Here is a 24,037-nt window from a genome sequence, read left to right on the forward strand (position 1 = left end):
ATCTTATAAATGAATCTTGTCAGGCAAGAGGGAGGGTGCGGACTCTAACCTTGTGTAAATGTCAAATATTTTCACAACAAAAAAAACAGAGTCCGATCCAGGTATTATGAATGTAACAGCGCGCGATTTCAAAACGTCAGGTGCGGATACAATTCCCCCGTCGGAGGCTGTGGACAACAGCCGGTACAACAGGGAATTCGGGCTGTTTGATTCCGTCTTCCATGAAGTCAGCGACGCCATTCTGATCATTTCCGCCGGCGACCAGTCCCGCCCGTCCCATATCGAGGACATCAATCACCAGTTTGAACTGTTCACCGGTTACAGCCTGGAAGATGTAAGGGGCACCGACCTCTATACCTATTTCGCGGACCATATTCCCGAAAGCAAGATCCAGTCCATCGCCCGGGCCCTGGAAAGCCGCCAGTCCGCCATTTTCTATTGTCACTGGAAATGCCGCAATGGTGACGTGATTGATGTGAACATGACGATCCGTCCCATCGGCAGCAGCGACGAGGACTGCACCCGCTTTATCTGTGTCCTTCGGGAAAGCCGGACCGAGAAAAACACCCGCGACGAAGCCGCCCGGGAAATCAAACAGAAGCTGCTGGCAGCCATGCACCATAATTTCCGCACGCCGCTCAACGGCATTCTCGGCTATTCCGAGGTAATCATGACGGAAATGCTGGGCCCGATCGGCAAGGATTCCTACAAGGAATATGCCAAGGACATCCACGGCGCCGGTCAGAACCTGCTGTTTCTGATCGACAACCTGCTTGATCTGAAGGAACTTGAAACCACCGAGTTCGAACTGCTTGAATCCATGTTCGATCTGGGTGATCTGGTCAATGACTGTCTCGGGGTTATGAAAGAACCAGCGGCCAAAAAGGATATTACCCTGAAAACATGTGTCGCCGGGGACATGCCTCTGGTACACGGCGACCGGGAACGGCTTGAAAAAGTGATCTACAGCCTGCTGGAAAACTCCCTGAAGTTCACCCCGGTCGGTGGTTCCATCTGCCTGCGCACCTCGCTGGAAAAGGACGGCACCTGCCTGATTACCTGCCAGGACAGCGGCAGCGGCATGTCGCCGCAGCAGGTGGCCAAGGCCTTCAGCCACGACTCCCATCTGGCCGACATCTATTCAAACCCCACCACCGGCATCGGCTTCGGGCTCGCCTATGTGAAAAAGCTGATCGAGAAACACGACGGCACCGTCTCCATTTCTTCCAGTCCGGAAAACGGCACCACGGTTTATATTCATCTCCCCGCCGAGCGGATGGTTTAGGTTTTCAGAGAGTTTTGCTCCCCCCCGGCTCATAGAACCCACCACCCAGATGCTCATGCCCCCAGACCATCAGGTCCTTGAGAATGCCTTCCAGTGAGCGGCCCTTGTCGGTGAGTTCATAGCGATATCGTACCGGCCGCTCCTGATAGGGCTCGCGCTTCACAAGCCCCTGCTCCATCAGTTTCTTGAGGCGGCCCGAAAGCAGGTTCGTGGGCGGGCCCTCGGCACTTTCCTGTAGTTGCTGGAAGGTATGTTTGCCGTGCCACATCAGGTCGCGGATGATCAGCAGGGTCCATTTATCGCCCAGCAGGTCCAGGGTGCGGGCGATGGAACAGGCGGAGCGGAAATCCTGAGCGTTGCTATTCGGTGAATGAGCCATATGTGTCCTAAAGTCATTTCTGGTCCCGTCCAGCATAACCTGGTCACTTTACTTTTTAAAGTTTTTGTTGTACTAGTTGCTTTAATAAATAAAGTTACTAAATAAAAACGAGGTATCTGTCATGATCCACACCTCCATTCTCGAACGCATCGGCAACACACCCCTGATCCGGCTCGGCTCGATCATACCGAAAAACTGCGCCAATATTCTCATAAAAATAGAAAGTGAAAATCCCACAGGCAGCATGAAGGATCGCATGGCGCTCAGCATGATCGAGGCGGCGGAAAAGGACGGCAGGCTGAAACCCCGTGGCCGGGTTGTGGAATATACCGGCGGCAGCACCGGTGTTTCGCTGGCCCTGATCTGCGCCGTCAAGGGATACCCCCTGCATATTGTCACGTCCGACGCCTTCAGCCTGGAAAAGCGTAATCATATGAAGGCACTGGGCGCGGAACTGACCATTGTGCCGAGCAAGGACGGCGGCATGGATGAGGCACTGACCCGCAACATGATCGCGGCGGCCGGGGAAATTTCAGAAAAAACAGGTGCTTATCCGACCGATCAGCTCAACAATGCAGATCAGATTGACGCTTATCACAAAATGGGGCAGGAAATCTGGAACCAGACCGACGGCCGGATCGACGCCTTTGTCCAGAGCACCGGCACCAGCGCTTCGGTCCGGGGTACCTCCGAAATTCTGCATAGTCACAATCCGGGAGTACATTGTGTGGCTGTGGAGCCTGCTGAATCCGCTGTTCTGTCGGGCGGCCCTTCCGGCGTGCATAAAATCGAAGGGGCCGGTGTGGGGTTCATCCCGCCCCTTTGGAAACGGGAAGCCGTAGACAATATCATGACTGTCAGCACGGATGAGGCCATGCGGACGGCCCGGGAGCTGGCGAGAAAAGAGGGAATTTTTGCCGGCACCTCCACCGGGGCCAATGTGGCCGCGTCAATCCGGCTGGGTCAGAAGCTCGGCCCCGAGGCCACCATTGTCACAGTCATGTGCGATTCCGGTGTCAAATATCTCTCGACAGCGCTTTACGGGGGCTGAGGGACTTCAGTTCCCTTCCCCGGACAGGACCCGCACCGGTTCCGGAACGCTCAAGACGTTGGCGGTTTTCACGTCCGAGCTGAAGGTATAGTTATTCTTTTTCAGGACCTCACGACAACGGTCCATGACAGACGTTTTCAGCTTCCAGAAATCCGTCCTTTTATCAAAGGTATTGATCCAGTAGAAAACCTTCAGTTCCACATATTGAGGAGTAAAGCCTGAAATAGTGACCGCACTGGCAGGGTCGGCCAGAACCTTGTCCGTGGCCCGAACCGTTTCCAGCAACAAGGCACAGGCCTGTTCCGCATCGTCCATATAATCAATGCCGATGGTGAAGGAGAGGCGCCGCAATCCATCCAGGGTGTAATTGATCAGCGGCTGGGCGAATATCTGGGCATTGGGCACAAACACATCCGCCCCCTCGTACGTCCGAATATGAGTGCAGCGCATTTCCACATTTTTCACAACCCCTTCAATGTCGCCGGTCAGCACCAGGTCATTGATATTAAAGGGTCGGCTGAAAGCAAGATAGATGCCGGCCAGGATATTTTCCCCGATATCCTTAAAGGCGATACCAATGGCCAGAGCCGTAATGCCGCCGCCGGTGAGAAGGCCGAGTGAGGCCGCCTTTAGGCCCCAGATATTGAGGACCACGGCCACCCCGATAAAGACAAACAGGCTGACCACCAGTTTGCGGAAAAATTCCCGGTGTGTGGGAGACAAGTCGCCGCGCTTCAATAAAGTCAGCAACAGGTGGCCCGTTATTTTTCCAACGAAATAGATGATCAGGAACACCAGCAGGGAAGCCCCCAGCCGGGGCAAAAATTCCACAATCTGGTCAAGCTGCGCCAGGACTATGGCCGCTGTATTTTCCATGTTCAATGCTCCCCTTAGAGGTTATATGACAAGTGTATGATGTTTTTTCGCCCATTGAAAGCTGTCATATCACCTGCAAGCACCACTGGATTTCCTATGTTCTCCCTTGATCTCGCGGGCTAACTGCGCCATATGAGTGCCAGGAGAAATTAGAGCGAAAATACAAAGAACAGGGCCATATCATGAGCGATACACAGATCATCACCGCCAATCATCTGCAGAATGGACTGAATGTCTATTATGTGGAAAGCGATGCCGGGGTTTCCTGGGAACAGGATATTGCGGCTGCTACGAAATTCGCCAAGGAAGAGATCGAGGCCGCACTGGCACGTGCCGCTGATAGCGAAAAGCAGAATGTGGTGGTAGGAATTTACGCCATTGATGCGGACGACGACAGCGCCCGGGAAAAAATTCGTGCACAGGGCCCGTCAATCAAATATGGTCATGAGGTAAACTAGAAGCCTTATTGCAAGGAGCGCCCCATGCTTGTTGAACAGCTTTACGCCGACAACCCGTTACGCAATTTCCATTACCTGATTGCCTGCCCCGAAAGCCGGGAAGCCCTGGTCATTGATCCACTTGATGTGGACCGTTGCCTGCATGCGGCAGAGAAACAGGACTGGAAGATCACCCAGATCCTCAATACTCACGAGCATTGGGACCACATCGGCGGCAACGAGGAAATGATCGAAAAAACCGGGGCGAAAGTTCTGGCCCACAAGGGGGCCGCCGACAAGATCAAGCATCTGGATCGGGGACTTTCCGCCGGGGATATCGTCGAGGTCGGATCATCGGTTAATCTGAAGGTGCTGGACACACCGGGCCATACCATGAGCCACGTGTGTCTTCTGTCCAACAGCGACAATCCCGGGCTCTTCTGCGGCGATACGATGTTTAATGCCGGGGCCGGTAACTGCAAGAATGGCGGCCATCCGGAAGAACTTTACGACACCTTTTCCCGCCAGCTGGCCAGTCTGCCGGAGGCCACCCGCATCTATCCGGGCCATGACTATTTCGTCAACAATCTGCAGTTCACCCTGGACCGGGAGCCGGGGAACGAGACCGCCAAACAGTATCTTGCAAAACTGGAAGGTCAGGACCCCCATGCGGCTTATATCTCGTCACTGGCCGAAGAAAAGCTGTTCAACACTTTCTTCCGGCTGGATAACCCGGAAGTGGTCAGGCGGCTCAGAGAAAAATTCCCGGACCTGAGTGACAGACCGACAGAGAAAGAGGTCTTTATCGCGCTCCGCGAGCTCAGGAATAGCTGGTGAAAGATTCAAACGTATGTTAGATTTTTCTTGAATTGATTTTTGGCTATCTGCAAGAAGGGAAAAAGAATGAGTCTGGAAGAGAACACAACCTTGATCCGGGAAAAAATCGCTAGCGCCGGCGGTCTCGATAAAGTGGTAAAAATTGATTTTGAGGGCGACGGCGTGATCCTGATTGACGGTACAGCCTCCCCCGCGGTTGTTTCCAACGAAGACAAAGATGCCGATGTAACCATGATCATCAGTGAAGAAAATTTTGACGGCCTGATGGATGGATCCCTGAACCCACAGATGGCCTTTATGATGGGCAAGCTGAAAATTGAAGGCGACATGGGCCTGGCCCTGAAGCTGGGCGAAATTTTCAGCTGATTGTTTTTACCGGAGAACATAAAAAAAGGCGCCCGTTTGGGGCGCCTTTTCCATTTCAGGAATGAACCCTTATTTCAACACGATGGTCGCACGACGGTTGCGGGCTTCCCTGACACCGTCTTCAGTTTCCACTTCACAGTCACATTCGCCATGTGAGGAAAGTACGATCCTGTTTGCGGGAAGACCTTCGGCTTCCAGCGCCACCTTAACAGCCTCGGCACGTTTGGCAGAGAGCTTGTCGTTATAGGCGTCGCTGCCGGATTTGTCGGTAAATCCATCCACCATAATGGTCACGTCACCGGCTTTTTTCACTTCTGCGGCGGCCTCAGCTACTTTCGACCGTCCAGCACCGTCCAGTTCAGAACTGTCAAAGGCAAAATAGACAATGAAGGGACCTTTTTCAAACATGGGACCTGCGGCCGGTTCCGGCATTGGATCAGGCACCGGCACTACTTCCGGCTCAGGCGCAGGCTCATAAACCGGTGCCGGCTCTGCAGCTGCAACCTTCACAGGCTGCGGCATTTCCTCAGCAGCAGTTTTCTTGCTGCCGCCAAAACGATAGGTCAGACCGAGCAGAAAATCATGCACATCATAGGATGCCTTGAAATTGCTGTCATCGGCAGCTCTGAGCCCCACATCATCGGTCATCAGATAACGGTATTTGGCAGAAACATCCAGGCTGTCGGAAACCGGCACTCGCACACCGGCAAAAGCCTGATAGGCGAAAGTGGTCTTTTTTTCCGCCACATAGTCAATGCTGGTCCAGTCCACACGACCCAACCCCAGACCCGCACCAATGAAAGGTTCGATACCCATGCCATCGTTACGGTCAAACACATCAATAACAACATTTGCCATCAAGGTAACCAGACGGGAACTGCCATCGGCAGAACCACTGGCAAGACCCATACCGCCTGCATTTGTTACAGCCAGACTATCCAGACCATGGCTATGGTAGCCCAGTTCACCTTCAAACCGCAATGTGCCGTAATCATAACCACCAATCAGACCAAGCGCAGCGCCATCACTGAATTTATTTCTGAGATTCAGGCCGGAACTTGCCCCGGTTGATTTTTCAGTACCGAGCAAGCTGTAACCAGCTTCGGCGCCGGCGTACCAGTTTCCGTCCTCAGCCTGTGCAGTTACTGACAGCAGGGCGGCCGAACATACTGATACCGCAAGAATTTTCTTTAGCATTTCCATTTCACTCCCACATTAAGTGTTTTTGTAGACATAGTTAAATTTTATTCAAACTTTATCTAATATTCTACCGTGGAATATGTCATTATTAGGAACAGGTAAAGAAAAATTTCAACTTTCTATCAGGCCGTGATTCCGGCAGGCGGAAAGCAAGGAATTTATTGCCATTCTTGCTTCTGAATCAATAACTTGACCACCTGATACATCAGCGACCTGGGGCTGTCTTTCCCCAACGACCTGATGCCCCTCCACATCGGTCAGCACGCCTTTGAGAACCCCCGTCTGCCACATTCCGGACTGAAATATGGTTAACAAACCAGTCTCCCTGACCCAAAAGCTCATACCCTCGACCGGCCTGTGATAGCTCCAGGCACCTCCCGACCAAAGGGCCAGATTGTCATCCTGCCCTTCCCAGTCTCCACTTGCTCCCACACCCACAACCCAGGCCTGCCCCTCTTGCGGGTCGACCAGTGGCGCAACGAGGTCCATGGCCTCTACAACCGGCTGGACAAAAAGATCCAGGATATTCAGGGCCATATTATGGGTCACTTCCTTCTGGGCCTGGCTGGCGATGATATAGGGCATGGACAGTCTGGCTGTATTATCCATCATCATGGTCTCCTCTGGTTTTTACAGGATTACTTCGGCCGGAATTCCCCGGCCGACCGTATCACTGATTTGAAAAATCCGCAGGCTGATCTGCGCCGGAAGCTCACTGAAATCTGTCAGTTGATCGGTTGCCGCATAGATGACTTCCGGCGTCACACACTCCAGGGTACGCACCACCTGCCCCTCCAGCAGAATTTCAGTCACATATTTCTCATAGGCCTCTCCCACGGGCACATCCTGCCCATCCCTCCAACCGCCACCAAATCTGCTGCGGCGAACCCACCGAATTTCAAGATTGCCCTGGTCATCACGCCTTCCCCTCACATGTACAGGCGAGAAAGGCTTGAGACTTCTGCCTTCCACCATTTTAGGCTGATACTCGATATCATCGATACTCTGCCCAATGGTCAGTGCCGCAAAGGACAGTTCCCGGCCGGTGTCCGACAATAGCAACGGCAATGACAACAGGCTGCTGTGGCTCAACAATATGAAAGGCTCTCCCGCTACATGACCCAACACGCGGTCTTCTGTGCCCCTGCGCCCCCTGAGCAAGATACTTAGTTCATAAAGTCCAGGCTCAACAAGCGTGGCCGCCGCAAACTGCAGTATCTCGCCACCGACAACAACCATATTGGCCCCATTCAATACTTCCCGCCAGAGACGACTTTCCAGCACATCTGCGGCATGATCCAGCCGGACAAGCAATCGGCTGGTATAATCGGGAAAATGCAGGGGTCCCTCCCCAAGCGCATTCTCGATCATTCCGGTCACCGCCGGAATGGCCGCAGAGAACTGCTTCTCCATATGTCCCCCGACATCACGAGACAGATAGATCGCCGCCCCGGGCCAGTATCCGGCCCCGAGCGCATTGACCGCAGCAAACAGGTAAACCCCGTGCGGATCCTCGTCGTCGGGAGAGGGGAGATCCGCCAGCACCAGACGGCTTGTCGCCAATGGCACGACCTGTTGACCCGGAATTGCACCCGTATCTGCAGAAATATCCCTGGCTGGCAGAGGTTCCCCGTTCTTCATCGCCAGGACTCTTACTCCCCTGGCGGATAGCTCAGTCTCCAGAATCACGGCACCATACTGTGAATCAGACAGCGAAAGCCGCACCACATCGCCCGGCGCCATGCGGCAGAAACCAGGCGGCAACATGAACTCAATCCGTTCCCGCCGCCGCCAGCGATTTTCCAAAAGACATTCCGCTTTTTCCTTGGCGTCGTTAGAATTCAACACTAGCGGCGCCTGCTTCTGCTCGGTAAGTTCACTCCCGCCAGTCTGGCGAAAAGCCCGTTGCAGGCCCGCCTGATAGTCCCGCGCCACATCCAGATAGCTGACCGTAATTTCCCGGGGCAGGGAAAGCTCCTGGTCCCTGATAACCCGCAACGGACTGCCTCCCTCTCCCCCCTCCGGCCGTAAAAGCTGCGACGCCGGAATATCTTCCCCGGCCTGTCGGCCCAGAGGGCGACACAGCAACCCGTCTCCCTGCTCGACCAGATCAAAATCATACAGTTCGGCCAGTTTCTCCAGAGCCTCCCTCGGCCGAAAACGGCCTGAAAGAACGTAACCACTGACCTCCCGCGACAGGTCCCCGGCCTCAACCTTTTCCAGCCCAGCCAGAAAACATAACTCTTCAACCAGTTCCGAAAGCATTATGCTTCCCGCCTCTTCAGCAATTACCTCGAAAGTCAGATTGGGAATGCGGTTTGCATATTCCGCAAGTTCCAGTCCCTCGAACATAACATAGGCCAGCCCCCTGAAGGCGGAAGCAGCCTCAACTCCCTCCACCGCTTCGATCAGCGGGTCCGGATCCTGATCGGGATCTCCCCGATAGATACGGATTGTCCCTGCTGTCGCCATTTGTCCGTTTTCATCGCGCAACAGCTTGCCGTCCGCCCAGATCCGGCCGACAGAATGGATGCACCGGGCTGAAAGGCCCACAGCAAAAGAGGAGGAATAGGTATATGTTACAGTAGTCACAGTCTGGCTGCTGCCCTTGCCACCCACTTTCTCACTGTCCTCGTGGCGGGTTTCAATCAATCCCTGTGACCAGATAACATTGCCGGAAAGACGCACAGTACCGAACACCATCGGCACGGGTTCACCATAGGACGCGGTCTGCACGGACAGGTCCGACAGGCGCGGCCCTTCACTGCTGCGGGAAGAATGACTGCCAAAGATGAGCGCATCCAGCCCCTGACCAACCAATCCACCAACTAACCCGCCAAAAGGTCCGGCAATGGCCGTGCCCACGGCTGTCAGAACAACTGTCGCCACCTTCAGTCTCCCAGAACCGGATATCGGAAATGATGTGTGATCTGCCCTGCGTCAAAGGCGGACAGGCTCTGTTCCACGACCCGACCCAGACGGGCATCCGCATGAATAAGTCCTCTTTCTGTCAGTATTCCCGCATGCTGGACGTGACGGCCCGGTCTAATCAGGACAATATCGCCCGGTTTTAGATGATCCCTGGCGACAGGCTGCAGCCCCGCCTCCCGGGCGGCAGACTCGAGCTGGCCCGGACGTGGTACAGCGGTATAATAGGGCCAGTCCTCCATCACATATCCGATCTGCCTGCCCACATAGAGAACAAGACCCACGCAATCGAGGCCTTCTCCCGCCATTTTGCCGGGAATCCGGCCCTTATGTCGAAAAAGACTTTCCACACAGAATCTTGCCGCTAGAATAGCTTTCTTTCTCAGGGGGTCATTTGTGCCGACCATTTGTGGACTCCTGAACCGAATAAAATGATTGCAAGGGATATTGGATTATGGATTTGAATGTTGTGGGGATGCACATACACGAACTGCGCAACCAGTGCCGGTTTATCGAGGCAAATGTGGGTGTGCTTAACCAGTCGCTGGAAAAACAGGCACCGGTCGGCATCTTTTTCGCCCTGCAGGGCATCATGACCTCTGCAAACCAGCTTGCCCGCATTCTGTGGACCCCCCGCAAGGGCGGCAAGGAACGGGCCACCAAGCTGCGCGAGATGCTAGGTCTGCCGGAAAAACATCCGCTGAATAATGAGAGTATTCTTAGCCTCTGGGACTATTCCGACGAAGCCAACGACCAGTGGATCGCCCAGTCCAAGGACGAATATATTCTTTATGATTTCATTGGCGATATCGCCAACAGCCAGCACAAGGACGTGGAAATGAAGAACATCTTCCGCGCCTTTGACCTGGTGGCAAAAATCTATACCTTCCGCGGCGTCGGATACAATATGGATGCCCTGCTGAAGGCCATCGGCGATGTCAGCAACCGGGTGAACCAGATTCACGTGCGCATGTTTCCGGAGCAATGGAAACAGGCAGACGAAAACGGCGCACCCACCGAGGCAGCCCTCGCCCAACCAACGCCAGTTGAAGAAAAAGAACCGGCCACCGAAAGCGCGGATAGCAAATAAAACTATTTCAGGCCCGGGTAGTCATAAAGACTGTCACTGCCCGGGACCTGTGGCTCGCCCCTGAAATTCAGAACATTCTGAAATCGCTCAAGACAAGTTGCACGCCGTTTATCGCATCCGGCCTGCGCCTTGAACCTGTCGCCGACAGTCACTGCCGCAGGCAGCACGTCCCCCAAGACAAACTCACCTGCTTTCCAGGTTCTGATCTCAACCTTCTGGCCCGCATTGGCACCACTAATCCACCAAAGCAGGCCGTAGTCAAACCAGCCGTCCGCCTCCTGAATATCCTGCGCCTGAAAAGTCACACTGCCGGTTACTTCTGTCACGGTAGAGATCCTGCTGTGTTTCAGTAAATCCACATGACATCTGTCCGACCCCAGAATGGCGCGGCATTCCGGCGAATACTGCTGGCCCGCCGTCTGCTGCAACTTCTGCATTAGCCCCCGTATTTCCACCGTAAACCCCGGACCATCAAGGGAAAAATCCCCGAGCCAACCGTGACGCACGTCAATCCTGCCGGTCCCGGGCGCCTGCCAGTTGACCTGAAAGATTTCCACCCGGGCATGATCATAACGCCCCGCCAGAATATCCTTTTCAGCGATAGAGGCATGAGAAAGAATGGCAGTAATATCCAGATTGTCCACATTCAGCGAATTGCTGCTGCTGATATCCGTCGGCACAAATCCACTGGTGGGCACGAACAGCTGTCCCTCAATTTCCAGCGCCCGGTCATGGGTGGTAAAAGCCCGGCGAACTCCGTCCCGGCGGGTCAGCACACAACACCAGGCGAGGCTAAGCAACTCTTCCTGAAGATGCAGCCCGAGCTCTTCGGAAACCACCTTCATTTACAGCCGGACCTCGATCAGGGAGATGGAAGGCACCTGTCCGGCCCGAAATGTTTCCAGGGTGACGGAAAGACTGTCCTCGGCGAACCGGACCGGCACATCGAACTCGAAACCTGCACTAATGGTACTGTTTTCCGCCGGGGCTTCGTCGAAAGAGACCAGCCCCCTGGTCTCGTCCAGTTGCCAACCCTCCGTCAGCTCAATGCTGTCAATGGCGATGCGAACCGTTTCCGCCACCGGCTTGGCAATGTTGCGGGTTTGGGAATATTCGCCGCTTTGATATATTTTCAAGAGCTGGAATTCGGTTTCCTCCCCGTCCCCGACGGCGATTACCTGGTCTGTTGCCCCCGTTTCTTCCGACGGCAGACAGCTTTTGTAGTCGGTCCAGTCCCGGAAGCGGAAACCAAAGGCCCGGCCGGCACGTCCCCTGAAAAAAGCAATCAGTGCCGCCAAGTCATCCTCCGACCTGAGACCGCTTCCCACATCATAGGTCAATCGGGCCTCGGCCCAGTCCCTGTTGCGCTGCTCGTATCCGGAAGCCATTTCCGCCACCGCCGTGGAAAAAACCGGCCCGCCGCCCGCACCGAAACCAATTGCGTCCGGAAAGCGCACCTCATGAAATCCACTCATATCCTGTTCCTGTTCCTCGTTATAGACAAAGCCGTCCCGGACAACCTGCGGCCAGGCCCAGACGAAAACTTCCTCAAAACTGCGAAGAAATCCGTCCCTGGCCGCCTGATCGATATTCCGCCACAGGGCGGGTGTCTCTGCCGAAAGATTGAAGCCGGCAAAATAATGCAGATCCGCCATGTCATAGCCAAGTTGTCCGACCACCAGGTCTAGGGAACGATGATGCTTTTTCCAGTGACCGTCGATAATGAAATCATAGTCCTCGATCTGAAAATAATCGAAAGCCGGCATCTGCCAGGATGTGACCGGATAATTGACGGTCTGCAGCATTGGCGCCTCGTCCACCAGCACCTGAGGAAGGTAAAACAGAAGCCCCACTTGCGCCGACGGCCAGTTTGCCCTGATCCCGTCCCGGAGCCCAAGTGTAGACTGTCCCAGCTTCACCCCGAGCCAATCCAGATAATGCTGCTGCTCAGGAGAGCCCCCTTCAAAGGCGCTTTGGTGTTTATCCGGTACCGGCAGACCGGTTTCCGTCTCATAAAGCGTCATTGTCGCCGGATCATAAAAATGAGGTACTCGCGCCTCATCCAGACTGACCCACCACCAGGGCTCACCGATCTGCAGACGGATATCCAGACCGGCTTCATCCGCAAGGCCGGCAAACTGGTCGAATATGTTGCCCAAATATGCTGTGGCCTCCGGGTTTGTCGGGGCGATAAGGCAGGAAGGCGGCTCCCAGCCGGTCAGTGCCGGCGACCCGTCATGGGCAAGTTGCCGCCAGTCGGAAGGCATGTGCTCGGCCAGAATTTCATAAGACAGCGACAGAATAACCTCATAGCCGAACAGCTTCGCCTGCTTCAGGAAATCCCGGTGCCAGGCCACTGCCGCCGCATTCACAGCAGTTGAGGGATCAACCACAAAGCGGGTCTCCTGCGTCGACCAGGCCAGAGTGAAATAGTGGCTCATGCCCACATAGTGATTGATTATATCCCGGTAACCCAGTTGGATCATATTCCAGATGACCCGTTCGGGCGTCAGATGATAACTGTCGTCGTAGCCGTTACAGATCCTCAGAGGATGAGGCAACACATAGCTGTCTCCCGTCCTCAGGGTTGATGTGCTGCCTTCCACACGGATGTCGGAAACTGTCACCTCCGCCTCAACAGGCTGGCTCAGCGCCCCAATGCTGCTGCCGTCATAGTCCGGCGGCACCAGACTGATAAACAGCCTGTCAATATCTCCGGGCCATACAGGATCCGCCTCCGCAGGCAACGTAAAACCGCCAACCAGATTATCAAAATCGAGGTGAATTTCTGCATCTTCAACAGTTCCCGTGGCATAGTTTGCAAGCCTGACATACCAGGTCCGGGGATTACCCTGCGGATCCCGCCCCTCAATGGTCAGGGTCGGGCCGTGCAAATGATCAAGAGCAGCAATGCCGGAACTCTGCCATCGGAAAGACAGCACCGTGTGGCTATAATCCCGTCTGGTTTCATACTTCAGCAGCGGATGATCGTGCCGGTCCTCACTTTCCCAGATCAGGCCGCAAAGATCTTCTTTACGGTAAAAAACAAGGTTGCAGACAAGCACGTCAGTGCCGGAAGTCACCGCGGAGGCGACCATGGGTCTGGGAAAATTCACCGTCCAGTAACGCGGGGAAAACCGCCTGATCCAGTTAATTTCCGCCTGTTCATCCTGCTTGGCCAGCCAGTACATATCAGAGGTTCCGTTCCGCCCGTTCCACGGCCCGGCGCACCGCCACAGCAATCTGTCCGGCGCTTTTCCGGCCTGCCTGCGGGCTCGCATTCTGTCCGGTCACATTGATGGTGATATTGGTCGTCCGGTTCGCAATATTCCCCGCACCGGGACCGGGCGCAATCCGACCGGCCGTGTGGGGGATAAAAACCTCGGGCCCCTTCTCCCCAACCAGATAGGGCTGCTCAGGCGATACCGCACCACCCCCCTCCCGGCCAAACAGGGACGTTGCCAGATTGGCAAACAGGGAGGTCCCCCCAGAATTTCCACCAGAAAATCCCCCATTCAGCAAATTTCCGAGGATATCATCCAACACGTCAAGCGCGGTCTGACGCAGGCTTTCAAAGCTCAATTCGCCATTCCGGACAAAACTGCCAAGGGCGCGGGACATACCGTCAGCGGTATTGGACGTCGCACCCTCAAGACGGCCCAGGTCCTTCTCCATGTCTCCCAGCGCCCCTTTGAGGCCGGAGGTATCGGCCCTCAGTTTCACGACCAGGGAATCCAGTATGGTTTCGCTCATAATTTCCCCATTAAAAAAGCCCGCTCAAAGCGGGCTATAAAGAATTATATAGATAAGATTTAACTAGCTGTTCTTGACAAAAATGATCGCAACACGTCCAGTCAGGAAGAAACCGGCGGCTATACCGATCAGTTCCTCCATATATTGCAGATCGCCGTCATTGAAACGCATAACCACCATCAGCATGATCAGAATACCGATCGCTTGAAAGATGTTGGCGCTCCGCATAATCCACTTGCGATACTTGATGCCGGAGGGACTTGCGGGACTGGAGTCCTCTACTACCCCCGCCTGGCGGTCGGCAACCCGTTCGCGCAGGGATTTTCTGGGTTCCTGTGTTTTTTTCGTAAACATACAGGCAATATGGCCCCGCACTCCCTCCAGGTCAATGGCCAGTACCAAGTTTTTCCCTGAGTTCCGCGAGCTCCTGTCGGCCCAACGGTTTCCCTTCTTCCGACCAGAAATCAAGGTATCCTTGCCGGGACGCAAGTACGAGAGAAACATCAAACGGTGTCGCACGCCAGAAATCACCGGGCGACCATCCCAGAAGCCCGAAAGCGATCATCGCCCAGGCCTGGAGAATTCGTTCACTTGCCTCTCTGCTCAGGACTTTCCCGGCAGCACAGGCTCCCCGCCGCCGGTCAGGCATATGGCCAGAATATCCCGGACCGCCCCCATCACAGAGACCAGTCCCTGCTCGAGGATCAAGCGCCCTACCTCCTCAAAGGGCGGACGGTCACGCATGACAGCCCACAGGATCACGGTAACTTCCCTGATACCTATATCACCATCCGCCGCCCGACCCGCCAGCGCGATCAGTCCGCCCAGACGCTCCTCGATCTCCAGAATGGCCTGGAAATCAGGAATAAGAACCCTTTCCGTACCACCGAGGATCAGTCTGACCTCACCTCCTGCCATTAGCCTGCCACCGCAAAATTCACGGGGCCGGAGCTCTCCAGAGCGATATTGTAGGTTCGCTCCCCGTTATAATCCCCGGCATAGTCCAGTCCGATCACCTGAAAGCCGCCGGTGAAGCTGTCACCGCTTTCAAAAATGATCCGGTAATTGTCCACTGTGCCCGCCAGCGCCTTTTCTTGCATCAGCTGTTCACTGGCAGAATTGGTGAAAATGCCGCTGCCGCCAAGGGAAATATGACGGATTCCCGCGCCGGACAGAAGCTCCCGCCAGCCCGAAGACCCCTTATGAGTAACATCCACAACTTCGTTACTGATTTTCAGCGAAGTGGAACGCATACCGCCAATGGCGCTGAAGCTTTCCGGGTCGGCACCATCACCGACTTCCATCAAAAAGGCGCGACCTTTTTCAATTGTCATTCTCTTCTCCCGCAAGAATTCTGGCCCGGTATCGCATTACCCCTTGGCGGATACGGCCGTCCGTTTCAAAAAAAGTTTCAAAAAACACAAATTGCAGGCTTGCAACCTGAAGGCCGTCCCCCTGTAAAGCCCCGGCCGTCACCAGGTCATGCAGCAGATCGGCAAGCTCCCGGATTTCCAAATGCCCCGACCGGCCGGACCAGAGGTGCAGATCAAACAATACCTCCTGCCCCGTAAAATCTTTTGCCGACCAGTCCCTGACCGACATATCGCCTATGGCAAGATAGGGCAGCTTTGCCCTTTCAGGCACATGGTCAAAAACACCGGACAGGCGGCCCGAAAGTTCCGGGTCACTGCTCAGAAGCTGATAGAGGTTTTCCTGCAGCCTGTTCACTGTGGATAGGCTCATGTTCCGCCTCCGAATAATTCCGGCGATAACGCAAAACGCACTTTCACCTCTTCTGTTGCCGGGGTGAGAAAAGGCCGGGCCGCCATTTTCGATGTGCCGAATTCCACATATGGCGCATAGGACATTGATGTCCTCACCTCATAAGATGCACTTTCCCTGGCCACATGGATACTGTCGGCCAGCGGACTGACCGGGCTTTCTGACTTTCGATCGCGATAGACCCTGTGGCGCGCCCCGGCGGCAATTTCCATCGCCAGGCCCTCTACAAAACCATCGAGACGTTTTTCATAACTGCGCCGTCGATCAAGCAAGTCAGCCTGCAGTTTTTCCCGACCTTCAATCATCAGTTTGCTCCACCCTGAAATCAAGCCAGCGGCCGTCGCCGTCCGGGTCCTGAACTGTCAGCACCCGGTAATGCCCGACCCCGTGACGCAGCCGGTCGCAACCTTCCAGTTCTGCCAGAAATCTCACCCTGATATCCAGAACAGGCTTGCGGACCAGTTTGCGCGCCTGCACTTCCCGACGTGCAGCAACCGGCCTGACGGCGGCCCAGACGCAAGCCACATCCCGCCAGACGGTCGTAACTCCGCCGGTACCGTCGCCTGTCTCCTCCGCCTTCTGGAAGGTGATCCGGTGGCGCAATTTCCGGTAACTCACAGTTTCACCCTGCGATAGGGTCGCCAGAACTCTTCGGCCCGACGCTTTTCACCAAGCGCCTCTTCCCCGGTTTCAAGGCAGGCCGCAATCCAATGCAGGAGCCCCTGCCTGATATCAGCAGGAACCTCGTTCCAGCTATCCCCGTATCCGGCGCTAAAGGTAATGCGAATACCTGCCACCGGGATTTCCGGCATGGGCCAGGCCTGGCCATTACTGTGCACAAGCCTCGGCCGGAAAGAGCAGAGATCAATGACAAAGTTTTCCGGCGCAAGCGGCTGATAATTCCCTTCCATAAAGACAGCGACTTCCTCAACCGACAGGACGGGAGAAAACGGCAGATATACCGGTCCCGCGCCCCAGTCATTGCGAAAACAGCGCCAGACCTGGCGAACCAGTCTGCGATCGACAAAGGTTTCACAGGCCTGCCTGCCGGAGCGGATCAGGCCGAGCAGCAGGCTATCCTCGTTCGTATGATCGATTTTCAGATAGTCCTTTACTTCAGCCAGGGTCACCGGCTCTGCCGCTGGCGGCATGACAAGCTCCAGTTTCATTGCTCTTCCACCCTGATGGTCAGGGATCGCTCATCGCTTCGCCCCTGATTTGTTGAAATATGATTAGTCAGGCGATAAATCACCCCTGACTGGCCTCCCGCGACGAACACGGCTGTAAGCCCTTCATCCGGAATCATCTCTTGATCGACCTGCAATCCCTGTGCCTCATCCGGGAATAGGGACCAGTTGCTGGAAACGATCTGTTCTCCATCCTGCAGATAGTCGCCACTCCAGTCGATGCTGAAGTCAATAACGGCAGAAGGATCTTTCAGATAAACGGGCATCAGACGGCCGGGTCCGCAATTTCGATATCCCAGCCATTCAGGCTGAGCTCGCTGCCGGCCACAAGCTCGAGTGACGTACAGGTGGTCACATAAAGCAGGCGGGAATTTACAGTATCAAGTAGAGTCACATGATCAGCAATACCGCCCTGATCCACTGTCACACTGGATTTCGCAGCCACCGTCACCTTCCGTCCGCTGACATTTCCATCAGACAGGCTGAAGTCACCGGCTGTCATGGCTGCATCGGCCAGACAATTGATCCCGCCTGTAACGGCCTCCGCATATCCGGCCGGTTCACCTGCACAAACAGTCAACAGGTCACAGTGACCGCTAATCTCGTTCAGTGCCGCATCCAGGACACTGTCATCCACTTTTTTTGCCATATCTACAGCCTCGTCATTCGGTTTGATTTCGGTGTGATCCGTCGTCGGGAACCCGCCACAACTTCTATTCTCTCCACTTTCCCTGCAGGATATCGCCGGGCGGCAGGCGGAACCCGGGGAACAAAAATACGGACCATCAGCGATTGCATGACATGGTCGCCGGCCTTCACCTGCAATCCCTGCAGCACTGCCCCCGGCAGCACCTCCCCGCCCATCAGCCCGTGTACTCCAGCCGCCGGGACCACAAGAAACAAACTTGTCAGTTGCGGACTCTCCGACTGCACGCCAAGTAATGCCCCGGCCGGTGCAAGCGGCACGCCGCCGGCGGCCGCGTCATGCTGGACGCGGATAAAGCTGAAGCCGGAGGAAGACTGCCGCATTCTCAATCCGGCCCGACCAGTGGGATAGGTGGCATCCTGTACTTCGGCCTGCAGAACCCCGTCCGCATAAAGGCTGATGCTATCCCCCACCGCCTGCAGCCGCAGGACAACATCATTGTCATGTCCGACTACCGGGTCTGAACTCTCCAACACGACATTCGCGCCCTGATCCAGCCTCAGGATCTGATAGGAACTTGTGCCGGCGCTATAGGCGCCCATATAGCCGCTGCCGCCGTTTGCCGTATCGCCGTAGCGGAGCAAAAGGGCATTGTTCAACGTCACATGGGATGCCTCGATAGCCTCATCCCCGGAAGAGGGCTCCGCCGTTTCCAGCAGATAAATCGCTTCACCACTCGCCCACCAGGGCGAGGCCAGCTTCCCCGCGCTCCAGTCTACAAAAACGGAACCACCGGGCCTTATTTCATCAGTCCAGCCGCTCCCCTGCCGGGACGGCAGATGGTCCTGCAGGGGAGTATCTTCGGTTTCAGTATCAAACCAGTCTTCAAACAGGGTCACCCATGCCATCTGCCGTATTTCCCCCTGTTCAGCCTCAGGCCGCGAACTGCAGCAGCTTGATGGCCTGGTCGTTGGTGACCGCGCCCCCGACCCGTTTGGTGGTATAGAAATGGATATAGGGCTTGTGGCTGTAGGGGTCGCGCAGGATTTTCGTACCCATACGGTCCGTCACCGTATAGGCACGACGCATATTGGCGAAAGCAATTGACAGGGAGCCGGCTGCCCGGTCAGGCATGTCGGCCACTTCCACCACCGGATAGCCCAGCAGGGAGGACGCTGCGCCGCTTTCCAGACCGGGCCGCCAGAGATAATTGCCGTCCTGGTCCCTGAACTTGCGGATTTCCGCCACAAGACCGGTATTGAGATAGAATTTGGCTCCGCTGCGATAGCCCGCCTTCATGCTGTGAACCAGATCGATCAGAATATCCGCCGGATCGGCAGCGGCCCAGTCGCCGTCTACCCCGGTGGAAATCGCCTGGATTTCGCCGAAACTACGACTGCCGTCATCATTGGCGGACATGCTATAGGTCAGGAAACCTTTCGGTTTGTTGAGACCGTCGCCATTTACAAAAGCGGCATTTTCCTGGATGGCGAATTCCTCCGCCAATTCCTCGCCCAGCCACTGTTCCACATCGAAATGGGCATCATCCAGCATCACCTGGGTGGCAGCCGGATTGGCATAAAGCTCACCCAGCGGCGGATCGATCTCCGCCAATTTCGGTGCGTCGGTTTCCGAACGGGCTCCGGTTTCAGCCACCCAGCCGGAGGCAATACCGCCCACATTGACCAGCTTTTTGTAGCGGGAGGAGCCAATATTGACCACTTTCGCATCAGCACGGATCGGGGACAGAAGTCGCAGGCGCTTTTCCAGCTCCCGGTCGAGTTCCTGCGGGATCGCATATCCGCCATCCTCGCCGCTTAAGCTATTCAAGGCCTTTTCTTCCAGTCCCTGCATCTGTCCCTTGCGGATAAAACCGTCATAGAAGGCGGTCTTTGTCTCCCGATCCCGGACACCGTCATCCTCCCCGGTCAGGGACGGACGACGGGAAGAACTGTAAAGCCGGTTCATTTTTTGCTGCAACCGGTCCAGATCATTATTCATCCGGTCCAGCTTTTCCCCGGTCAGCACGTCTACAGTTCCCTTTTCCTCCAGTTCCTTCAGCCGCTGGTCATTAGCGGCCTTGAAGTTTTCAAAAGAGGAAGTGAGATTTTCCAGCGCCTCTTTGGTTTCCAGTGTCATATTTTACCTTTCCTGTGTCATGAGTTTACTGAGATGATGCATAGCGGCCAGTAGTCCTGCCTGTTCCGGGCAGGCGCACTGACCTGAAGGCCCTTCTTCTCCCTTGAGCGAGAGGATGCGCGCCTTGTCATTCATGGGAAATGTAACCAGCGAGACTTCCCACAGATCAACTTCCTGCAATATGCGGTGACCGTCCGCATGACGATGCGATTTCCGCGTATGAAAGCCGATGGAGAGACCGTCCAGCGCTCCGCTTTTCACCAGGCCCCAGGCCTCGTCCGCCCGGCGGATTCTGGTCAGCATCCGACCGCGTACAAAAAGTCCGTGATGATCCTCGGCAATCTCCTCGATCACGCCCAGCGGTTCCCGCGGATCGTGCTGCCAGAGCAGTTTGATGCCTGTCGTTCCCCGGTCTCTGAGAGAATTCCGGAAAGCCCCGGGCAACACCAGGTCATTGCCATTATCCAGCACATTGAACACACTGGCATAGCCCTCGAAACGGCCGTCGTCGCCGTCTCCGGTCAGAAAATTCGTCATGTTTTTTCCCGAAACAGCCCGTTCAGAACGCCGGGCCGAGATGCAGAAGTTTCATTTTTACCGCCAGCCCGAGGATCAGACTGGTCAGCACAATCTTGATGATCCACCTGAGGACGATTTGCCTCACCGTGCGGCGGGTTTCCCGCCAGCTCTCCAAAAGGGCGCGTAATTCGCTCAGGTCCCCGGACGCCTTGCAATCCTGCAGGCCAAGATCGGCCAAAGCACGAGCAGCCCCCTCTTCGGTCGCCTTTTCAATCAGGTGATAAAGGGTTTCCCGGCCTACCCCTTCTTCAGAGGCCTGATGAACGATATTCTGCAGGGAAGCTGATGGCTCGTGCATCACTCCGCCTGCTCCAGCGGGCCAAGGCCCACCGCCGCCCGCTTTTCATCCACGGTCAGGAAATCAGCTGCACCAACCCGCTCCCACAGAAGCTGGCGGTCATGGCTCAGCGCCGGGATGGCATCCTGGTCAAAGGCAAGACGAAGATCCGGCCCATATTCCGGACAAAGCCAGCCATTAAGCGAAGAGACCACCCGTTCCAACATGGGCAGTAGTGTCAGCCGCCACAGCGCCCGGTTGGCCTCCTGAAAATTACTGTAGGTATTATCGCCGGGGATACCCAGAAGCATAGGCGGGATACCAAACGCCAGGGCAATTTCCCGGGCACTTACATGCTTGCCATTGATGAAGTCCATGTCAGCCGGAGAAAAAGCCAGTTTCTGCCATTTCAGCCCGCCTTCCAGGAGCATGGGCCGTCCGGCATTACGCGCCCCCTGATAACTGTCGGCCAGCTCGTCTTTCAGCCGGTCAAACTGTTCACCGGACAAGGAATCCTGTCCCTCCCGCCCTTCAAACACCAAAGCTCCCGACGGCCGAGCTGCATTGTCGAACAGGGCCTTGTTCCAGGCGGAGGCGGCATTATGGACATCCACGGCCATGGCTGCCGCCTCCAGCGGAGAAAGGCCATAAAGGTCATCCAGGGGATGGAAATATTTCAGATGCAGAAGCGAGGATTTGCCCTCTACAGGATCTACCGGAAAAACATGTTCCCGGCCGCCCAGACTATAGACATAGGCTTTCGGCCAACCGGACCTGTCCTGATCAAGCCGGATACGGTCGGCCCTGAGCACATAGAGTTCAGACGGCTGCCCGTCAGCGCCCCGGACCAGTTCCACGTAGCTGTTGCCGGCGATATTCAGGAAGGAAAAAAGACTTTCAAAAAAGGTCATCCGCCCCTGCATGGGGTTTGGCCGGGCCAGCAGGTCAAGCACCGGATGATGATCCAGCCGGCGTCCGTCGCGAAACAGCACAAGCGGCACCGAGGCCGCACTTTCGGCCAGCAGCTTCACCGAACGATGGGCCACCACATTCTTTTTGTATCCTTCTTCAGCCAGCGAGCGATAGGTGCGGTTGCTCCAGCGCGCATCGCCAAGACCGAGCCAGACCGTCTCCGAACCTCTCTGCAAATGGGACACCGCGCTCGCCTTCTGTTCCCTGCGGGCAAACAGACCCGCGAGTTTTTCAAATGACTTCATGTCGAATTCTCCGATAGGGGGATGACGGGCGGCAAAGTCACTGCCTTCCCTGCACCTTGCTCAAAAGCTTCTGTTTCACTATTGCAGGAGCAGCACCTTGCCGCCGTTTCCCGACCGGTCATGGGAGGAACCGGTCTTCAGTAAATGATTTGCCTGATGCGCGGCCGATTTTCCCGCCGCAGCAAAAGGTCCGTAATCGCCCAGACCAGGGCATCAACCCGGTCCGGACTTTTTCCTTTCCTGACCTCAGCCTGGCTGAATCCGCACATTTCCTCTTCCAGTTCCGGGAATATGCCCTGATGGAATACCCGGCCCTGCTCGTAAAGGGCGGCAACAGGTTCGGCACGGACCGCCTTTCCCCGGCTTGCCCTGACCGGCAAATAGCTCACTTCCGGATCAACCTGACGGATCAGACTTTCCACCAGGTCGCCACCGTTGTTGACCTCGGCTACAAGCCGGTCGGCCTCAAATTCGTGATAAGCTCTGATGGCGCGTCTTGCCCAGTCGAGCGGGCTCAAACCCTGCACCGTCTCATCGCGGACCACAAAGGCCCGGCCCGCCTCATCGCGACCGGCGACAATGATGCCACACTGGTCCGCATCCGGGCCGGACGTCACCGGCGGATCCACCGCCACCACGATCCGGGACAGCTCCGGCAAATCGTCAAGACGACATCCCTCCAGCAGGTCCCTGTTCCAGAGTGCGCCCTCGATACCTGTCAGCAGTTCGCCGTAGAGTTCCTGTCGGCCAATCCTTGTGTTTTCATAACGCTGGCGGATTTCCTCCAGAAAAACCGTTGGCAGATTGGCCTTGTTCTCGAAGGTATTGCCCCGGGTAACATGAACTCTGTCGTCCTCCACCATACGGCGCAGCAGCGGTATATTCCGCGGGGTGGTGGTGATCATGACCCGGGGGCTGTGCCCGAGCCTCAGGCCGAACAGCAAATTATTCCAGGTTTCCTCCACATGGCTCCATTTGGCGATCTCGTCGGCCCAGGCCAGTCCATGCTGCGGACCACGCAGCTGATCAGGCGATTCCGAGGAGTAGAGAAAGGCCTGGATGCCGTTGGGCCAAACCAGGCGCTTCTTGGACACCTCAAAGTGCGGCCGGAACGCCTCGGGCGAACAAGCCATCAGTCCGCTTTCCCCCTGCACCATAGTCTGCACACCGTCGAGAAAACTGTCCGCCACCAGGGCAATGCGCTCCGGCGTGCCTTTCGGCGCCGAAAGCGGGCTTGGGCCTTCCACCTGGCTGCGCAGCCATTCAACACCCATCCGGGTCTTGCCAAAACCGCGGCCAGCCATGACCAGCCAGCAGAACCAGTCTCCCTCCGGCGGCAACTGCGCCGCCCTGCCCCAGAATTTCCAGTCGTGCAGCAGGGCCTCACAGTCCCGGTCAGAAAGACCCGAAACCAGACGGTTCAGATCTTTTGCCCCGAGACCCGCAACTCCTGCGGCCAACGATTCAGCTTTCATTCTCTCCGTCATCACCGGGATGCAGCCTGTCTGAAATTTCCGCAAGCTTTCTCAGGAGCCTTTTTCTGGCATTGTCTGCCGAAGTCCAGTTCCGGGGTGATTGTTTCTGCCCGCCGTCCGAGAATACTTCCGGCCGATGCGCCTTCAGAAGAAAGATGGCCAGACGTTCATCAGGGCCGATAGAGCTTCCCGTCCTGCCCCCATCTTTCGTCCCTGCCCCCAGCGCCCTGTCCCACAACATGGCTTCCAGCCGGTCAAGCGCCTCGTCCATGGCCTCCTGCCAGAGATTGCGGAACCGGCGGTTCGCCTTTCGCTTGCGGTAAATGAAACTGCGCGGAACTCCTGCTGCTGCGGTGGCAACGCTGACATTTCCGGTCTGCCTGAGCACGGAAAGGAACCTTTCTTCCGCCTCTTCAGTCCAGATCACACCTGGTTTGCGAATCCGTTTAGCCCTTTATTTCACAAAAAAACACCTGTTCCGAAGAAACAGATGTCCGCCATTGCCGATAGGGACAGATTGGCCAGTCCCGAAA

At 55.9% G+C, this 24,037-nt stretch carries 32 protein-coding genes; 6 read left to right on the forward strand and 26 right to left on the reverse strand.

What is annotated here, in order from left to right; all coding sequences use genetic code 11:
- Nucleotides 1–106 precede the first annotated feature (106 nt).
- Nucleotides 107–1,285: an ATP-binding protein gene (locus ACN0YD_RS11230; RefSeq protein ID WP_417319794.1), complete on the forward strand. Its 1,179-nt coding sequence runs from the start codon at nucleotides 107–109 to the stop codon at nucleotides 1,283–1,285.
- A gap of 4 nt (nucleotides 1,286–1,289) precedes the next feature.
- On the opposite strand, the gene ACN0YD_RS11235 is transcribed toward ACN0YD_RS11230, so the two are convergent.
- Entirely contained in the window at nucleotides 1,290–1,664 is a 375-nt protein-coding gene (locus ACN0YD_RS11235) for a winged helix-turn-helix transcriptional regulator (protein WP_417319796.1), read from the reverse strand.
- Nucleotides 1,665–1,785: 121 nt separating this feature from the next.
- On the opposite strand from ACN0YD_RS11235, the gene ACN0YD_RS11240 reads away from it, so the two are divergent.
- Nucleotides 1,786–2,715, forward strand: a complete 930-nt coding sequence (locus tag ACN0YD_RS11240; RefSeq protein WP_417319798.1) for a PLP-dependent cysteine synthase family protein — start codon at nucleotides 1,786–1,788, stop codon at nucleotides 2,713–2,715.
- 6 nt (nucleotides 2,716–2,721) lie between these two features.
- Here the strand turns inward: ACN0YD_RS11240 and ACN0YD_RS11245 are convergent, their stop codons facing one another.
- A complete protein-coding gene (locus ACN0YD_RS11245) occupies nucleotides 2,722–3,591 on the reverse strand; it encodes a mechanosensitive ion channel family protein (protein ID WP_417319800.1) in 870 nt (289 codons plus the stop codon).
- Between the two features lie 182 nt (nucleotides 3,592–3,773).
- Here ACN0YD_RS11245 and ACN0YD_RS11250 point away from each other — a divergent pair, with 182 nt between their 5' ends.
- The 3 genes from ACN0YD_RS11250 to ACN0YD_RS11260 all read left to right on the forward strand — a co-directional run bounded on the left by ACN0YD_RS11250 (nucleotide 3,774) and on the right by ACN0YD_RS11260 (nucleotide 5,231).
- The gene (locus ACN0YD_RS11250) at nucleotides 3,774–4,049 is read left to right on the forward strand and encodes a DUF2849 domain-containing protein (protein ID WP_417319802.1); all 276 of its coding nucleotides are present in this window, start codon (nucleotides 3,774–3,776) and stop codon (nucleotides 4,047–4,049) included.
- A 24-nt stretch (nucleotides 4,050–4,073) separates the two neighbouring features.
- The gene (locus ACN0YD_RS11255; RefSeq protein WP_417319804.1) at nucleotides 4,074–4,865 is read left to right on the forward strand and encodes a hydroxyacylglutathione hydrolase; all 792 of its coding nucleotides are present in this window, start codon (nucleotides 4,074–4,076) and stop codon (nucleotides 4,863–4,865) included.
- A gap of 66 nt (nucleotides 4,866–4,931) precedes the next feature.
- The gene (locus tag ACN0YD_RS11260) at nucleotides 4,932–5,231 is read left to right on the forward strand and encodes an SCP2 sterol-binding domain-containing protein (protein WP_417319805.1); all 300 of its coding nucleotides are present in this window, start codon (nucleotides 4,932–4,934) and stop codon (nucleotides 5,229–5,231) included.
- A 69-nt stretch (nucleotides 5,232–5,300) separates the two neighbouring features.
- Here ACN0YD_RS11260 and ACN0YD_RS11265 read toward each other — a convergent pair whose 3' ends face one another.
- From ACN0YD_RS11265 to ACN0YD_RS11280, 4 genes are all read right to left on the reverse strand, one after another.
- Nucleotides 5,301–6,428 (reverse strand): OmpA family protein, encoded by a 1,128-nt coding sequence (locus tag ACN0YD_RS11265; protein WP_417319807.1) that lies wholly within the window; start codon nucleotides 6,426–6,428, stop codon nucleotides 5,301–5,303.
- 114 nt (nucleotides 6,429–6,542) lie between these two features.
- Entirely contained in the window at nucleotides 6,543–7,046 is a 504-nt protein-coding gene (locus ACN0YD_RS11270; protein ID WP_417319808.1) for a DUF2793 domain-containing protein, read from the reverse strand.
- Nucleotides 7,047–7,061: 15 nt separating this feature from the next.
- The gene (locus tag ACN0YD_RS11275; RefSeq protein ID WP_417319810.1) at nucleotides 7,062–9,320 is read right to left on the reverse strand and encodes a phage tail protein; all 2,259 of its coding nucleotides are present in this window, start codon (nucleotides 9,318–9,320) and stop codon (nucleotides 7,062–7,064) included.
- Nucleotides 9,321–9,322: 2 nt separating this feature from the next.
- A complete protein-coding gene (locus ACN0YD_RS11280; RefSeq protein ID WP_417319812.1) occupies nucleotides 9,323–9,766 on the reverse strand; it encodes an NlpC/P60 family protein in 444 nt (147 codons plus the stop codon).
- 47 nt (nucleotides 9,767–9,813) lie between these two features.
- Here ACN0YD_RS11280 and ACN0YD_RS11285 point away from each other — a divergent pair, with 47 nt between their 5' ends.
- Nucleotides 9,814–10,449 (forward strand): hypothetical protein, encoded by a 636-nt coding sequence (locus tag ACN0YD_RS11285; RefSeq protein WP_417319814.1) that lies wholly within the window; start codon nucleotides 9,814–9,816, stop codon nucleotides 10,447–10,449.
- A gap of 2 nt (nucleotides 10,450–10,451) precedes the next feature.
- Here ACN0YD_RS11285 and ACN0YD_RS11290 read toward each other — a convergent pair whose 3' ends face one another.
- The 20 genes from ACN0YD_RS11290 to ACN0YD_RS11385 form a co-directional block, all read right to left on the reverse strand.
- Nucleotides 10,452–11,294, reverse strand: a complete 843-nt coding sequence (locus tag ACN0YD_RS11290; protein ID WP_417319816.1) for a DUF2163 domain-containing protein — start codon at nucleotides 11,292–11,294, stop codon at nucleotides 10,452–10,454.
- Complete coding sequence (locus tag ACN0YD_RS11295) at nucleotides 11,295–13,640, reverse strand: TIGR02217 family protein (RefSeq protein ID WP_417319817.1); 2,346 nt, start codon at nucleotides 13,638–13,640, stop codon at nucleotides 11,295–11,297.
- A 1-nt stretch (nucleotide 13,641) separates the two neighbouring features.
- Complete coding sequence (locus tag ACN0YD_RS11300; RefSeq protein WP_417319819.1) at nucleotides 13,642–14,202, reverse strand: tail tape measure protein; 561 nt, start codon at nucleotides 14,200–14,202, stop codon at nucleotides 13,642–13,644.
- 63 nt (nucleotides 14,203–14,265) lie between these two features.
- Entirely contained in the window at nucleotides 14,266–14,604 is a 339-nt protein-coding gene (locus ACN0YD_RS11305; protein ID WP_417319821.1) for a hypothetical protein, read from the reverse strand.
- Nucleotides 14,588–14,851 carry a phage tail assembly chaperone gene (locus ACN0YD_RS11310; protein ID WP_417319823.1) on the reverse strand — a complete coding sequence of 88 codons (264 nt, stop codon included), beginning with the start codon at nucleotides 14,849–14,851 and terminating at the stop codon, nucleotides 14,588–14,590. The genes ACN0YD_RS11305 and ACN0YD_RS11310 overlap by 17 nt, the downstream gene beginning before the upstream one ends.
- On the reverse strand, nucleotides 14,806–15,120 hold the full coding sequence (locus tag ACN0YD_RS11315) for a gene transfer agent family protein (RefSeq protein ID WP_417319824.1): 315 nt from the start codon (nucleotides 15,118–15,120) through the stop codon (nucleotides 14,806–14,808). Before ACN0YD_RS11315 ends, ACN0YD_RS11310 begins: the two co-directional genes overlap by 46 nt.
- Nucleotides 15,120–15,536 (reverse strand): phage tail tube protein, encoded by a 417-nt coding sequence (locus ACN0YD_RS11320; protein WP_417319825.1) that lies wholly within the window; start codon nucleotides 15,534–15,536, stop codon nucleotides 15,120–15,122. The genes ACN0YD_RS11315 and ACN0YD_RS11320 overlap by 1 nt, the downstream gene beginning before the upstream one ends.
- Nucleotides 15,526–15,945, reverse strand: coding sequence for a DUF3168 domain-containing protein (locus ACN0YD_RS11325; RefSeq protein ID WP_417319827.1), 420 nt, complete (start codon nucleotides 15,943–15,945; stop codon nucleotides 15,526–15,528). Before ACN0YD_RS11325 ends, ACN0YD_RS11320 begins: the two co-directional genes overlap by 11 nt.
- Nucleotides 15,942–16,289, reverse strand: a complete 348-nt coding sequence (locus tag ACN0YD_RS11330; RefSeq protein ID WP_417319828.1) for an HK97-gp10 family putative phage morphogenesis protein — start codon at nucleotides 16,287–16,289, stop codon at nucleotides 15,942–15,944. The genes ACN0YD_RS11325 and ACN0YD_RS11330 overlap by 4 nt, the downstream gene beginning before the upstream one ends.
- Entirely contained in the window at nucleotides 16,282–16,602 is a 321-nt protein-coding gene (locus ACN0YD_RS11335) for a phage head closure protein (RefSeq protein WP_417319830.1), read from the reverse strand. The genes ACN0YD_RS11330 and ACN0YD_RS11335 overlap by 8 nt, the downstream gene beginning before the upstream one ends.
- Nucleotides 16,599–17,153 carry a head-tail connector protein gene (locus tag ACN0YD_RS11340; protein ID WP_417319831.1) on the reverse strand — a complete coding sequence of 185 codons (555 nt, stop codon included), beginning with the start codon at nucleotides 17,151–17,153 and terminating at the stop codon, nucleotides 16,599–16,601. The genes ACN0YD_RS11335 and ACN0YD_RS11340 overlap by 4 nt, the downstream gene beginning before the upstream one ends.
- Nucleotides 17,150–17,437, reverse strand: a complete 288-nt coding sequence (locus ACN0YD_RS11345; protein ID WP_417319833.1) for a hypothetical protein — start codon at nucleotides 17,435–17,437, stop codon at nucleotides 17,150–17,152. Before ACN0YD_RS11345 ends, ACN0YD_RS11340 begins: the two co-directional genes overlap by 4 nt.
- Entirely contained in the window at nucleotides 17,437–17,820 is a 384-nt protein-coding gene (locus ACN0YD_RS11350; protein ID WP_417319834.1) for a hypothetical protein, read from the reverse strand. Before ACN0YD_RS11350 ends, ACN0YD_RS11345 begins: the two co-directional genes overlap by 1 nt.
- Before the next feature lie 2 nt (nucleotides 17,821–17,822).
- Nucleotides 17,823–18,725 carry a hypothetical protein gene (locus ACN0YD_RS11355; RefSeq protein WP_417319835.1) on the reverse strand — a complete coding sequence of 301 codons (903 nt, stop codon included), beginning with the start codon at nucleotides 18,723–18,725 and terminating at the stop codon, nucleotides 17,823–17,825.
- Between the two features lie 25 nt (nucleotides 18,726–18,750).
- A complete protein-coding gene (locus tag ACN0YD_RS11360; RefSeq protein WP_417319837.1) occupies nucleotides 18,751–19,956 on the reverse strand; it encodes a phage major capsid protein in 1,206 nt (401 codons plus the stop codon).
- 3 nt (nucleotides 19,957–19,959) lie between these two features.
- Nucleotides 19,960–20,493 carry an HK97 family phage prohead protease gene (locus ACN0YD_RS11365; protein WP_417319838.1) on the reverse strand — a complete coding sequence of 178 codons (534 nt, stop codon included), beginning with the start codon at nucleotides 20,491–20,493 and terminating at the stop codon, nucleotides 19,960–19,962.
- A 22-nt stretch (nucleotides 20,494–20,515) separates the two neighbouring features.
- Nucleotides 20,516–20,833: a DUF6127 family protein gene (locus ACN0YD_RS11370; protein ID WP_417319840.1), complete on the reverse strand. Its 318-nt coding sequence runs from the start codon at nucleotides 20,831–20,833 to the stop codon at nucleotides 20,516–20,518.
- The gene (locus ACN0YD_RS11375; protein ID WP_417319842.1) at nucleotides 20,833–22,029 is read right to left on the reverse strand and encodes a phage portal protein; all 1,197 of its coding nucleotides are present in this window, start codon (nucleotides 22,027–22,029) and stop codon (nucleotides 20,833–20,835) included. The genes ACN0YD_RS11370 and ACN0YD_RS11375 overlap by 1 nt, the downstream gene beginning before the upstream one ends.
- A 137-nt stretch (nucleotides 22,030–22,166) precedes the next feature.
- Nucleotides 22,167–23,504, reverse strand: a complete 1,338-nt coding sequence (locus tag ACN0YD_RS11380) for a DNA-packaging protein (RefSeq protein ID WP_417319844.1) — start codon at nucleotides 23,502–23,504, stop codon at nucleotides 22,167–22,169.
- On the reverse strand, nucleotides 23,494–23,931 hold the full coding sequence (locus ACN0YD_RS11385; RefSeq protein ID WP_417319847.1) for a hypothetical protein: 438 nt from the start codon (nucleotides 23,929–23,931) through the stop codon (nucleotides 23,494–23,496). Before ACN0YD_RS11385 ends, ACN0YD_RS11380 begins: the two co-directional genes overlap by 11 nt.
- Nucleotides 23,932–24,037: the final 106 nt, after the last annotated feature.

Origin of the sequence: Emcibacter sp., from assembly GCF_048269205.1 — a bacterium.
Lineage (GTDB): Bacteria > Pseudomonadota > Alphaproteobacteria > Sphingomonadales > Emcibacteraceae > Emcibacter.

Coding starts and splice junctions, on each gene's coding strand:
- ACN0YD_RS11295 (WP_417319817.1), bottom strand. CDS start 13,640: ATGTACTGGCTGGCCAAGCAGGATGAACAGGCGGAAATTAACTGGATC.
- ACN0YD_RS11285 (WP_417319814.1), top strand. CDS start 9,814: ATGGATTTGAATGTTGTGGGGATGCACATACACGAACTGCGCAACCAG.
- ACN0YD_RS11310 (WP_417319823.1), bottom strand. CDS start 14,851: ATGCCTGACCGGCGGCGGGGAGCCTGTGCTGCCGGGAAAGTCCTGAGC.
- ACN0YD_RS11265 (WP_417319807.1), bottom strand. CDS start 6,428: ATGCTAAAGAAAATTCTTGCGGTATCAGTATGTTCGGCCGCCCTGCTG.
- ACN0YD_RS11300 (WP_417319819.1), bottom strand. CDS start 14,202: ATGAGCGAAACCATACTGGATTCCCTGGTCGTGAAACTGAGGGCCGAT.
- ACN0YD_RS11350 (WP_417319834.1), bottom strand. CDS start 17,820: ATGGCAAAAAAAGTGGATGACAGTGTCCTGGATGCGGCACTGAACGAG.
- ACN0YD_RS11365 (WP_417319838.1), bottom strand. CDS start 20,493: ATGACGAATTTTCTGACCGGAGACGGCGACGACGGCCGTTTCGAGGGC.
- ACN0YD_RS11315 (WP_417319824.1), bottom strand. CDS start 15,120: ATGGCAGGAGGTGAGGTCAGACTGATCCTCGGTGGTACGGAAAGGGTT.
- ACN0YD_RS11320 (WP_417319825.1), bottom strand. CDS start 15,536: ATGACAATTGAAAAAGGTCGCGCCTTTTTGATGGAAGTCGGTGATGGT.
- ACN0YD_RS11370 (WP_417319840.1), bottom strand. CDS start 20,833: ATGCACGAGCCATCAGCTTCCCTGCAGAATATCGTTCATCAGGCCTCT.
- ACN0YD_RS11240 (WP_417319798.1), top strand. CDS start 1,786: ATGATCCACACCTCCATTCTCGAACGCATCGGCAACACACCCCTGATC.
- ACN0YD_RS11260 (WP_417319805.1), top strand. CDS start 4,932: ATGAGTCTGGAAGAGAACACAACCTTGATCCGGGAAAAAATCGCTAGC.
- ACN0YD_RS11290 (WP_417319816.1), bottom strand. CDS start 11,294: ATGAAGGTGGTTTCCGAAGAGCTCGGGCTGCATCTTCAGGAAGAGTTG.
- ACN0YD_RS11250 (WP_417319802.1), top strand. CDS start 3,774: ATGAGCGATACACAGATCATCACCGCCAATCATCTGCAGAATGGACTG.
- ACN0YD_RS11345 (WP_417319833.1), bottom strand. CDS start 17,437: ATGCCCGTTTATCTGAAAGATCCTTCTGCCGTTATTGACTTCAGCATC.
- ACN0YD_RS11375 (WP_417319842.1), bottom strand. CDS start 22,029: ATGAAGTCATTTGAAAAACTCGCGGGTCTGTTTGCCCGCAGGGAACAG.
- ACN0YD_RS11280 (WP_417319812.1), bottom strand. CDS start 9,766: ATGGTCGGCACAAATGACCCCCTGAGAAAGAAAGCTATTCTAGCGGCA.
- ACN0YD_RS11360 (WP_417319837.1), bottom strand. CDS start 19,956: ATGACACTGGAAACCAAAGAGGCGCTGGAAAATCTCACTTCCTCTTTT.
- ACN0YD_RS11270 (WP_417319808.1), bottom strand. CDS start 7,046: ATGATGATGGATAATACAGCCAGACTGTCCATGCCCTATATCATCGCC.
- ACN0YD_RS11235 (WP_417319796.1), bottom strand. CDS start 1,664: ATGGCTCATTCACCGAATAGCAACGCTCAGGATTTCCGCTCCGCCTGT.
- ACN0YD_RS11255 (WP_417319804.1), top strand. CDS start 4,074: ATGCTTGTTGAACAGCTTTACGCCGACAACCCGTTACGCAATTTCCAT.
- ACN0YD_RS11325 (WP_417319827.1), bottom strand. CDS start 15,945: ATGAGCCTATCCACAGTGAACAGGCTGCAGGAAAACCTCTATCAGCTT.
- ACN0YD_RS11340 (WP_417319831.1), bottom strand. CDS start 17,153: ATGAAACTGGAGCTTGTCATGCCGCCAGCGGCAGAGCCGGTGACCCTG.
- ACN0YD_RS11230 (WP_417319794.1), top strand. CDS start 107: ATGAATGTAACAGCGCGCGATTTCAAAACGTCAGGTGCGGATACAATT.
- ACN0YD_RS11245 (WP_417319800.1), bottom strand. CDS start 3,591: ATGGAAAATACAGCGGCCATAGTCCTGGCGCAGCTTGACCAGATTGTG.
- ACN0YD_RS11380 (WP_417319844.1), bottom strand. CDS start 23,504: ATGAAAGCTGAATCGTTGGCCGCAGGAGTTGCGGGTCTCGGGGCAAAA.
- ACN0YD_RS11330 (WP_417319828.1), bottom strand. CDS start 16,289: ATGATTGAAGGTCGGGAAAAACTGCAGGCTGACTTGCTTGATCGACGG.
- ACN0YD_RS11355 (WP_417319835.1), bottom strand. CDS start 18,725: ATGGCATGGGTGACCCTGTTTGAAGACTGGTTTGATACTGAAACCGAA.